This window comes from Rubrimonas sp., from assembly GCF_036788415.1.
Taxonomy (GTDB): Bacteria; Pseudomonadota; Alphaproteobacteria; order Rhodobacterales; family Rhodobacteraceae; genus Rubrimonas.
In genome coordinates, this window is record NZ_DAIQNN010000091.1 from 1 (window position 1) to 10,128 (window position 10,128).

Annotated in this window: 11 protein-coding genes; 2 read left to right on the forward strand and 9 right to left on the reverse strand. The window is 69.1% G+C overall.

Annotated features, from left to right (window positions below):
- Positions 1-214: 214 nt before the first annotated feature.
- The 9 genes from tpiA to V7Q31_RS15170 all read right to left on the reverse strand — a co-directional run bounded on the left by tpiA (position 215) and on the right by V7Q31_RS15170 (position 8,098).
- Complete coding sequence (gene tpiA, locus V7Q31_RS15130; RefSeq protein WP_333834697.1) at positions 215-961, reverse strand: triose-phosphate isomerase; 747 nt, start codon at positions 959-961, stop codon at positions 215-217.
- Positions 962-976: 15 nt separating this feature from the next.
- Positions 977-1,432 (reverse strand): RpiB/LacA/LacB family sugar-phosphate isomerase, encoded by a 456-nt coding sequence (locus V7Q31_RS15135; RefSeq protein WP_333834698.1) that lies wholly within the window; start codon positions 1,430-1,432, stop codon positions 977-979.
- Entirely contained in the window at positions 1,429-2,373 is a 945-nt protein-coding gene (locus tag V7Q31_RS15140; RefSeq protein ID WP_333834699.1) for a carbohydrate kinase family protein, read from the reverse strand. The genes V7Q31_RS15135 and V7Q31_RS15140 overlap by 4 nt, the downstream gene beginning before the upstream one ends.
- Positions 2,363-3,436, reverse strand: a complete 1,074-nt coding sequence (locus tag V7Q31_RS15145) for an ABC transporter ATP-binding protein (protein WP_333834700.1) — start codon at positions 3,434-3,436, stop codon at positions 2,363-2,365. Before V7Q31_RS15145 ends, V7Q31_RS15140 begins: the two co-directional genes overlap by 11 nt.
- Positions 3,436-4,506 (reverse strand): ABC transporter ATP-binding protein, encoded by a 1,071-nt coding sequence (locus tag V7Q31_RS15150; RefSeq protein ID WP_333834701.1) that lies wholly within the window; start codon positions 4,504-4,506, stop codon positions 3,436-3,438. The genes V7Q31_RS15145 and V7Q31_RS15150 overlap by 1 nt, the downstream gene beginning before the upstream one ends.
- Before the next feature lie 3 nt (positions 4,507-4,509).
- Positions 4,510-4,788: a hypothetical protein gene (locus V7Q31_RS15155; protein WP_333834702.1), complete on the reverse strand. Its 279-nt coding sequence runs from the start codon at positions 4,786-4,788 to the stop codon at positions 4,510-4,512.
- Positions 4,788-5,609, reverse strand: coding sequence for a carbohydrate ABC transporter permease (locus V7Q31_RS15160; RefSeq protein ID WP_333834703.1), 822 nt, complete (start codon positions 5,607-5,609; stop codon positions 4,788-4,790). The genes V7Q31_RS15155 and V7Q31_RS15160 overlap by 1 nt, the downstream gene beginning before the upstream one ends.
- A 1-nt stretch (position 5,610) precedes the next feature.
- A complete protein-coding gene (locus tag V7Q31_RS15165) occupies positions 5,611-6,549 on the reverse strand; it encodes a carbohydrate ABC transporter permease (protein ID WP_333834704.1) in 939 nt (312 codons plus the stop codon).
- A 70-nt stretch (positions 6,550-6,619) separates the two neighbouring features.
- Complete coding sequence (locus tag V7Q31_RS15170; protein WP_333834705.1) at positions 6,620-8,098, reverse strand: extracellular solute-binding protein; 1,479 nt, start codon at positions 8,096-8,098, stop codon at positions 6,620-6,622.
- A gap of 148 nt (positions 8,099-8,246) precedes the next feature.
- Here V7Q31_RS15170 and V7Q31_RS15175 point away from each other — a divergent pair, with 148 nt between their 5' ends.
- Together V7Q31_RS15175 and dhaL are read left to right on the forward strand one after the other, a co-directional pair.
- The gene (locus V7Q31_RS15175) at positions 8,247-9,278 is read left to right on the forward strand and encodes a dihydroxyacetone kinase subunit DhaK (RefSeq protein WP_333834706.1); all 1,032 of its coding nucleotides are present in this window, start codon (positions 8,247-8,249) and stop codon (positions 9,276-9,278) included.
- The gene (dhaL, locus tag V7Q31_RS15180) at positions 9,275-9,916 is read left to right on the forward strand and encodes a dihydroxyacetone kinase subunit DhaL (protein ID WP_333834707.1); all 642 of its coding nucleotides are present in this window, start codon (positions 9,275-9,277) and stop codon (positions 9,914-9,916) included. Before V7Q31_RS15175 ends, dhaL begins: the two co-directional genes overlap by 4 nt.
- Positions 9,917-10,128 lie beyond the last annotated feature (212 nt).

Genomic DNA, 10,128 nt, shown 5'->3' on the forward strand with positions numbered 1-10,128 from the left:
ATTCTGAAACCTACCCCAGCTCGGGACCTGCACGCCCACATAGCCGCAGTCCGCAGCCCACTTCGTGATGGACCTCCAATCGTTGAGCGGCGCTTCGTCGCCTCCGAACTGCGCGAGGAACAGCGCAGGGCCCTTGATCGTCCGCATGGTTCTTCCTACGTCACGGGGTGACGTCGTGCCCGCGGCGGTTTCGTCCCCTGCCCCCGCGGCGCGATCAGACTGCGGCAGCCGCCGCGCATAGCCGCGCGATCTCGTGGAAGCGCCGCGCGTCCAGCGCCGCCCGGCCGACGAATACGCCGTCGGCGCCCGCGTCGGCAATGAAGGCGGCGCAGGTCGCCTCGTCCACGCTGCCGCCGTAGAGAACCGGCGCCGCTGCGCCGACGCGTGCGGCCGTCTCGCGCAGCTCGGCGATGCGCGCACGCGCATAGGCCGGATCGGCGCTCGCAGCGCCCACGCCGATCGCCCAGACGGGTTCGTAGGCCAGTGCGACTCCCGCCGGCCCCGCCGCCAGCGCGGCGCGCGCCTGCCGGTCCAGCACCGCGTCGGCCGCGCCCGCGTCGCGCTCCGCGGCCGTCTCGCCCACGCAGACCAGCGGCGTTAGCCCGTGGCGCAGGGCGGCGGCGGTCTTGGCGGCGACGGTCTCATCCGTCTCGCCGAACCAGCGGCGCCGCTCGCTGTGGCCGATCTCGGCCATGGTCGCGCCGCAGTCCTTGGCTTGCAGGGCGGAGATCGCGCCGGTCCAGGCGCCCGCGTCCTCCCAGTGAACATCCTGCGCGCCGACCGCGACGCCGGCGGGGCGAAGGCGGTCCGCCACCAGCGCCAGCGCGGTGAAGGGCGGCATCACGAACAGGTCCACGCCGTCGATCCGTGGCGCCGCCAGCAGCGCGTCGCACCACGCCGCGGCCTCGGCCCGCGTCTTGTTCATCTTCCAGCTAGTGCCGACCCGGATGCGCCGCGCCATGGCCGGCGGCCCCGATCAGCCGCGGGCGCGCGCGTCGAGCGCGTCGATGGCGTCCACGTTGGCCTTGGAATGGCTCGCGGGGTCGAACTCGACGGCCAGATAGGCGTCGGCCACCGACTTCGCGAGCTCCGGTCCGATCACCCGCGCGCCCATCGTGATGATCTGCGCGTTGTTGCTCAGCCGCGCGCGCTGGGCGGAATAGACATCATGGGTCAGCGCCGCGCGCATGCCCGGCACCTTGTTGGCCGAGATCGACACGCCCAGCCCCGTGCCGCAGCACAGGATGCCGCGGTCGAACTCGCCCGACAGCACCCGGCGCGCGACGCGTTCGGACAGGCCGGCGTAGCGCTCACCCGGATCGGTCTGGTTGGCGCTGTCGTCCGTCACCGCGTGCCCCTGCGCGCGCAGGTGGGCGGCCAGCGTCTCGACAAGGGGACGGCCGGCCTCGTCGCCGCCGATGATCAGCTTCATGCCGCGATCTCCCAGCTATTCATGCACTCCAGCGTGTGCTCGAAGGACCGGATGCCGGCGTCCGAGCCGAGGCCCGTGGCCACCAGCCCGGCCGCAGCCTGCGCGAAGCGCACCGCCGTCTCGGGCGGCATGCCGCGGCGGATCGCGGTGATGAAGCCCGCGTCGAAGGCGTCGCCGCAGCCTGTTGTGTCCATCACGTCGATCCGATAGGCGGGCGAGTTGAACGCAGTCCCGTCGCGTGAGGCGTAGTAGGCGCCGTCTCCCCCCAGCGTGAACACGCAGGTCGCCACGCCCTGGTCGAGGTAGAAGCGCGCGCAGTCCTCGACCGAGGACTTACCCGACATGTCGCGCGCCTCCTCGATCGAGGGCATGAAGTAGTCGATGTGCGGCAAAAGCGGCGCGACCAGCCCCAGCGTCTCGGCTGCGGCGGCGATCAGGTCGAAGGTCACGGTGCGGCCGCGGCGCTTGGCCTCGCGCAGCAGCACTTCGCTCGCCGGGCCGTCCAGCCGCCGCAGCAGGCCCGTGCCGCCCAGATGGACGATCGGTGCGTCGAACACCGCGTCGTAAGTCTCGGGCGGCACGTCGAAATGGTCCGAGGCGCCGCGCACGTGAAGCGCCGGGCGCTCGCCGTTCGGCCGCACGTTCAGGATGGTGGCGGACGTCGGCACGCCCGCGATGCGCTGCATCTGGCTCACGTCCACGCCGAACTTTTCCAGCGTCGCCAGCACCCAGTCCGCCTTTTCGTCGTCGCCCACGGCGCCGACGGCCAGGCTCTTCAGCCCCAGCTTCGCGGTGTCGACCACCGTGCCGCCGGCGGTGCCGGCGACGGTCAGCCGGATCTCGTCGATGAACTCGACGTTGCCCCTATCTGGAATGCGCGACACCGGCCGACCCAGCACGTCGAGGATGTAAAGGCCGATCACCGAGACGTCATGCTTCAACGGTCTGCTCCTGTCGCGTATCGATGCGGACGCCGCCGACGAACACCAGCGCGCGCTCAGGCGGCACGGCGAAGCGCAGCCGGGCGCCGGGCGGCGCGGCGCGCTCGGGACCGCTCTTCACGGCCACGTCGCCGCCGGCGGTCCGCAGCGTCATCAGCCGCCGCCCGCCGATGCCGATCACGCTGTCCAGTACTTCGCCCTCTAGCGGGCCTTCGCCCACGGTAATCCATTCCGGCCGCACGCCGATGTCGGCCGGCCCATCGGGCGCGCCGGGGGCGGGCAGGGGCGCCGCCAGGAAGGGCGATGTGACCGCCCCGCCACGCGCCGTAGCCGGCAGGTAGTTCATGCCGGGGTTGCCGATGAACCAGCCGGCGAAGCGCGTGCGCGGCGCTGAGTAGATGCGCCCCGGGGCGTCCTGCTGCACGATCCGGCCCGCCTGCATCAGGGCGATGGTGTCGGACAGCGTCATCGCCTCGGTCTGGTCGTGGGTCACGTAGACGATGGTCTGCTTGAGGCGCGTCGTCACCGCCTTGATGGCGCGGATCAGCGTCAGCTTGGCGTTGACCTCGACGTTGGTGGTCGGCTCGTCGAACAGCACAACGGCCGCATGGCGCGCGACCGCGCGGCCCACGGCCACCTTCTGCCGCAGTCCCGAATTCAGCTCGCCGATGGTCGCATCGCGCAGGTCGCGCATGTCCAACACGTGAAGCATCTCGTCCACGCGCCGCGCCCGCTCGGCCGCATCGACGGCGCGGTCATGGCGCAGCGGCTCCTCGATGTTCTCGGCCACTGTCAGCGTCGGGTACATGACGGGGTACTGGAACACCATGCCCACGTCGCGCCGGCGCGGCGGCAGGCCCGCCATGTCGCGCCCGCCGATCAGGATGCGGCCCGAAGTCGGCGTCTCCAGCCCCGCGATCATCCGCATCAGCGTGGTCTTGCCGCAGCCCGAGGGGCCCAGCAGGCACGTCACCTCGCCCGAGGCGAAAGTGGTCTCCAGCGCGTCCACCGCGACGGCGCTTCCGAAGCGCTTGGTCACGCGGTCCAGAACGATGTCGACCATCAGGCCGCGCCCCGCGTCAGCGTGCGGCCCGTGGCCCCGTCGAACACCATCAGAGCCGCGGTATCGACGCTCAGCACGATGCGCTCGCCCATGCGCGGCGGCGCGTCTACCGCATCCAGCGGGCGCACCATGGTCAGCGAAAGTCCGCCGGCCTCGACGTAAATGACCGTCTCGCCGCCCAGATCCTCGACCAGCGAGACGACGCCCTCGATCGCGACGGGTCCGTCGGTTCCGGTCCGCAGCACCTCGGGCCGGAAGCCAACTGTCACCGGGCCGTCGCCGCGGGCGGCCGTCCGGAACCGAAGCGGCCCTGCCGTCACCGCGTCGCCCGCCTGAACCCCGGCGGCGAGGTTGGCGCGGGGAAAGCCGACCAGCCGCAGCGACGCCTCGAAATCCGGCGCCGCATAGACGGCTTCGACCGGCCCGCCCTGCACCAGTCGCCCGCCCTCGATCACCAGCAGGTCCTGCGCCATGGTCAGCGCCTCCAGCGGGTCGGACGTGGCGTAGAGGAACGTCGCGTCCAGTTCAGACCGAAGCGCCTTCAGATCGCCCATCAGCCGCTCGCGGAGCTTGTAGTCGAGGCCCACCAGCGGGTCGTCCAGCACGAACACCCGCGCGTCTCGCGCAAGGCCGCGGGCGACCGCCACCCGCTGCTTCTCGCCGCCCGACAGTTGGTCGGGCGTCTTGTCGAGCAGCTTGTCGATCGACAGCATCGCGGCCACGCGGTCCACCGTCTCGGCGATGCGCGCAGCCGGCGCGCGGGCCAGCCGCAGCGGGTAGCCGATGTTGTCGCGCACCGTCAGATGCGGATAGAGCGCGAAGCTCTGCGGCACGTAGCCGATCGGCCGCTCCGCCGGGGGCAGGGCGGTCACGTCGCGCCCGTCGATCGTCACGCGCCCCGTGGCCGGCGTGTCCAGCCCGACCAGCGTGCGCAGCAGCACCGACTTGCCGGCGCCGGGCGGGCCTGTCAGCACCGTGAACGCCCGATCCGCCGCGACGGCCGTGAACCCGTCCAGCGCGGTCGCGTCGCCGAAGCGGACGGTGACGCCTTCGAACCTGACCTCGGCCATCGTCTAGCGCCCCAACTGACTGAGGAACGGCGTCAGCGCGACGCCAAGTCCGAACACCGCCGCGATGATGCACAGGATCCCGGCGATCAGCAGCAGGCTGCGCCCGGCGCCGGCGTCCTTGGGCAAGTTGCCCACGGCGATCTGCAGCAGCGTCGAGGTGACCAGCAGCAGCAGCCCGTAGCGGAACAGCTGGATGCTCCAGGTCTGCGCGATCAGCACGATGGCCAGCGCCATGGCGGCGATCAGCACCCGCTCGGCGCGCTCGGCGAAGGACAGCCGCATCACACTTCGCCCCGCACGGTGCCGAAGGTCATGCCCACCAGCAGGTATTTTTGGAAGGCGTAGATCGCGAGGATCGGCGGCACGATGTAGATGGTCGTCAGCGTGGCGATAAACGTCCAGTTCAGCCCGCCGTCCGAGTAGGTGCCGACCGCCAGCGCATAGGGGATGTTCTGGGTGGTGCGCCCGCCGATCACGAAGTTGAACAGGAATTCGTTCCACACGAAGATGAAGTTGAAGATTAAGGCGGCGATCAGCCCCGGCTTCACCTGCGGCATCACCACGCGAAAGATCACGTGCAGCCACGAGCCGCCGTTGGCGCGGCCGGTCTCGTCGAAGCGGATCGACACGCCGTCGAGGAAGCCCTTGAGAATCCATACCGAGAAGGGGATCGAGAACATCGCGTAGAACAGGACAAGCGCGACGTGATTGTCCTTCCATCCCAGCGCCGCATACATCAGGAACACCGGCAGGATGACCGCCGGGCCGGGCAGCATGCGCACCGACAGCAGCAGGAACATCAGGAAGTCGGTGCCCTTGGGCTTGAAGCGCGAGAAGCAGTAGGCCGCGAGGAACGAGACCGCCACCGCGATCACCACCGCCGTGATCGACAGCACCAGCGAGTTCAGGAACTGCGTCGCGAACGCGGCGTTGCCCTCGAACAGCGCACGGAAATTGTCGAGCGTCGGCTGGAAGATCAGCTTGGGCGGTGCGGCGAGGATCTCGTCACGCGACTTGAAGGCGGACAGCACGATCCAGGCTACGGGCGCGAAGAACACCAGCGCGATCAGCCACAGCAGCGCGTGATAGGCGGCGGAGCGCATCTCAGCCCCCCTTACGACGACGCAGGTTCAGCACGAAGATAAAGATCGACGTCATCGCAATCGACACCAGCAGCAGATAGACGGCATAGGCCGACGAGAAGCCCATGTTGAAGCTCTCGAACGCCTGCTTGTTCAGCTCGACCGCCACCAGCCGCGTCTGCTGGCCTGGGCCGCCCTTGGTCATGGGGATGATCAGGTCCAGCGTCTTGAAGCTGTCGATGGTGCGCAGCACGATCCCCAGCATCAGGATGAACTTGCCATGGTGCAGGATCACCAGCGTGAAGCGCTTGTGCAGCGGCAACCGGTCGATCTCGGCGGCTTCCAGCTCGGCCTTCGGCACCGAGCCGAGCGCCGCCAGCGTCATCAGGATCATGAACGGCGTCCACATCCAGCAGTCCACCGCCAGCACCGCCCAGAAGGCGATCGACGGGTTGCCGAGGAAGTCCACCGTCTCGAACCCCAGCCCGCGGATGATCGCGTTCAGCACGCCGAAGTTCGGGTCGTAGATGAAGCGGAAGAAGGTGCCCGTCGCCACCGGCGTCAGCACCATGGGCGCGAACAGCAGCGTAAGCGCGACGCGCCGCCCCGGCATCGCTTTCGAGCCCCAGAACAGCAGACCCAGCGCCATGCCTAGCACGGTCTGGATAGTCACGCCTACGCCGACGAAGGTGAAGGTGCGCGACAGGTCGCCCCAGAAATTGTTCCGTCCCAGCCACAGCTGATAATAGTTGCGGAAACCCACGAACTCGGGATCGACGCCGCCGGTCAGCGAATAGTTGTGAAATGACAGTCCCAGCAGCCACAGCAGCGGGATGCTGTTGAACACCAGAAAGAACGCCAGCACCGGCGCCAGCAGCAGAAAGACCAGCGCGCGGCGCTGATCCGACGCGCGGCGCACGGCCGCGCCCGCGGCGGATGCGCTGTAAGAGGCGATGGCCATGATTGGTCCCGGACAAGGAGGGCGGGGCGGGCGCCGAGGCCCGCTCCGCGGAACGGCTGTCAGGCCGCGGTCAGAGACTGACCGAGTAGCACATGTCCGGCACCGCCGGCGCGTCGCCGACGTCGTTCAGGATCTGCTGCTGACCGCAGGCGATGTAGTCCAGCACCGCCTTCGCGTCGGCGTTCTGGCCGGTCATGAAGGCCGAGAAGCCTTCCTGCTGCAGCGCCAGCATCTCGGCGTATTTCGGATGGTGCCAGAAGTCGCGCGACCGCCCGCCCGTCAGCATGAACTTGTAGGCGCGGTTCCACGGGTTCAGGTCGTCGAAGGCCGGGTCGTTCAGCGTCGCGGCGTCGGCGGGGTTGCCGCCGCGGCGGGCGAACTCCAGCGCTGTCTCGGGCTGGTACCACCACTTTAGGAAGTCGACGCCGACGCGCATCCGCTCCTCGTCGTTGAAGGCGTTCAGCACCCAGGGCTGGCCGCCCATGGTGTAGACGCGCTTGGCGTCCGCGCCGGTACCGTGCTTCGGCGGAGCGACGACCAGAACCTTGTCGCGCATGTTCTCGGGGATCATCACCAGACCGACCGCGGCCCACTGGAAGCACGAGAACACGCGGCCCTGCGTGAACACGTCCACCTGCTCTGCGATGCCGAAGTTCGTCGCGCCCGGCGGCTGGTACTTCAGCCAGTCTTTCATCTGCTGCATGGCGCGGGCATTGATGTCGGAGTTCAGGATGCCCGTGATCTGGCCGGTGGTCTGGTCCCAGATCTCGCCGCCCTGCGACCACATGAAGGGATACAGGTAGCACGACACGAAGTCATAGACGCGGCTGTACTGCATCGCCGTGCCCCACATCTGCTGATCGGGGCGGTTGAAGTGATCGGCGACCTTCTCGAAGTCCGCCATCGTCAGGTCTTCGTATTCCGCGTGCGTCGTCGGCAGCTTCATACCGTACTTCTGCTGGAACGCGGCCTGCTCGGCGGGATCGTCCAGCATGTCCTTGCGCAGGAACAGGGCGATGGTGTCGCCCTCCTGCGGCAGGCCCCAGCGGTCTTCGGAGCCGTCGGGATAGGTCATATAGGTGTCGACGACGGTCTGGCTGAACCAGTCGATCTGAAGCTCGGGGTTCGCGTCGATGATGTCGTTCAGCTTCACGATCCAGCCGGGCTGGGCGAGCGCGCCGAGCCACTGGCTGTCCGAGATGATGATGTTGAACTCCTGGCTGCGCGTCGCCAGCGAGGTCGCGGCCTTCTGGAACAGGTCCGAGAACGGGGCCTCCGCGAAGCCGAAGCGCACGTCGTAGCCGTACGTCTCCTTCGCGAAGTCCGCGAAGATCGGCGACATCTGCACGCCCAGCGACGAGGGCAGCCAGCCCGCGATGCCGAGGATGTTCATCTCGATCGTCTGGCCCGCCAGCGGATGCGCCTGCTGCGCCTTCAGCCGGTTGATGAAGGGCGCGCCGAGCGCCGCCGCGGTGAACGCCGCGCCGCCCGCCAGCACCTTGCGGCGGGGCATGATGAGGCCGGAACCCGGCCGGGTCGCTTTCGCCATCGTTTCCTCCCTGGGGGTCGCCCCGATCCCTGAGCCAGACCGGGGACACTTGCTTTTCGAGAATCTAATCGATTGAATTCGCGCCGTGTCAAGCCTCGCCGCGGCCGATGCGGCCAATCGTGAGAAGCGGGGCCGGAGGAGGGGGCTCATGGCCGTCAAGAAGCTTCAGAACAGCGGCGACGCCGCTGTGGACGAGATGCTGGAGGGGGTTCTGGCCGCCCACCCGGCCCATCTACGCCGCGCGCCGGGCACGCATCGAGGGGTGGTCGCGGTGGACGGCCCGCGCCCCGGCAAGGTCGGGCTGGTCGTCGGCGGTGGGTCCGGGCACGAACCGACGTTCCTCGGCTACGTCGGCCGTGGCCTCGCCGACGCGGCGGCGATCGGCAACGTGTTCGCCTCGCCCCCGCCCGATCCGGCGCAGGCCTGCGTGCGGGCGGTGGACGGCGGCGCGGGGGTGATCTTCTGTTACGGCAACTACGCCGGCGACGTGATGAACTTCGATATGGCCGCCGAGATGGCGGACCTCGAGGACGGGATCGCTGTGCGCACGGTGCTGACCACCGACGACGTGGCGTCCGCGCCGCGCGCCGAGCGCCACAAGCGCCGCGGGGTGGCGGGCAACTTCTTCGTGTTCAAGTGCGGCGGCGCGGCGGCCGACATGATGCGCGACATTGACGGCGTCGAGGCCGCGCTGCGGAAGGCCAACGACCACACCTTCACGGTGGGCGTTGCGCTCGGGCCGTGCTCGCTGCCCCAGACGCTGAAGCCAAACTTCGAGATCGGCCCGGATGAGATGGAGCTCGGGATGGGCATCCATGGCGAGCCCGGCGTCCGGCGCGAGAAGCTGCGCCCGGCGGACGAGGTGCTCGACGCCATGCTCGACCCGATCCTGGCCGAGATGGCCCCCAGCCGCGACGACCGGGTCGCGGTTCTGGTGAACTCGCTCGGCGCCACCAGCTATATGGAGCTCTACATCCTCAACCGCCGGCTCGCGTGGCGGCTCGCCGACGCGGGGATCGCGACGCACGCCACGTGGGTCGGTCCCTACTGCACGTCGCTCGACATGGCCGGCGCGTCGATCACGCTGATGCAACTCGACGGCGAGCTGACGGATCTGCTCGACCGTCCCTGCGACGCTGCGATGTTCTGGTCGCGGCCCCTGATCGCCAGGGCGTCATGAGCGGGATCGACGCGGCTGCGCTGGCGGCGATGTTCGCACGGATCGCCGATCGCATGGAGGCCGAGAAGGGTCGCCTGTGCGAACTGGACGGCGTGATCGGAGACGCCGATCACGGGATCGCCATGGCTCTGGGCTTCGCTGCGGCCCGCGACGCGGCTGCGGTTGCGGCGAGCGAGGGTCAGCCAGCCGACGTGCTCGCCGCGGCCGGCAAGGCGTTCCTCAACGCCGTAGGCGCCTCTTCGGGTCCGCTCTACGCCACTGCGATGCTCGAGGCCGCCAAGACGGTGAAAGGAGCCGCTATGCTCGGCGTGGATCAGGCGATCGGACTCGTTTCCGCTTTCGCCGCAGGCATCGAGCGGCGCGGAAAGGCGGCGCGTGGCGACAAGACGATGCTCGATGCGTGGGGTCCGGCGGCGGATGCCGCCGATGCAGCGAGGGCGAACGGGGACTCGATCGCAGCGGCATATGAGCGAGTGGCGGCTGCCGCCGAAGCCGGAGCAGCCACGACCGTGGCCATGCCGGCGCGTCTGGGCCGAGCCGCGAGACTTGGGGATCGGTCCATTGGTCACATGGATCCCGGCGCCGCCTCAGCTGTCGTCATGCTGAGGGCGATGGGGGAAAGTTTCCGCGGCGCGTAGGCGCCTGAACCCTGCTGGTCCCGCGCATCCGGGGCCGGCGCGACTCGAGCGCGTCTTCCGCCCGGGGGTTTCCGTACCGATTTCCCCGAAAGTGCCGGGGGCCGTGTCCCCACACTCAAGCGTAAGTTTCTGCAGTTTGGTAACGCCAACCCCGGCTTCGGAGAGCATGAAGAACCGTGGGGCGCCGATGAGCGTTTGAGCATGGTAGGCTG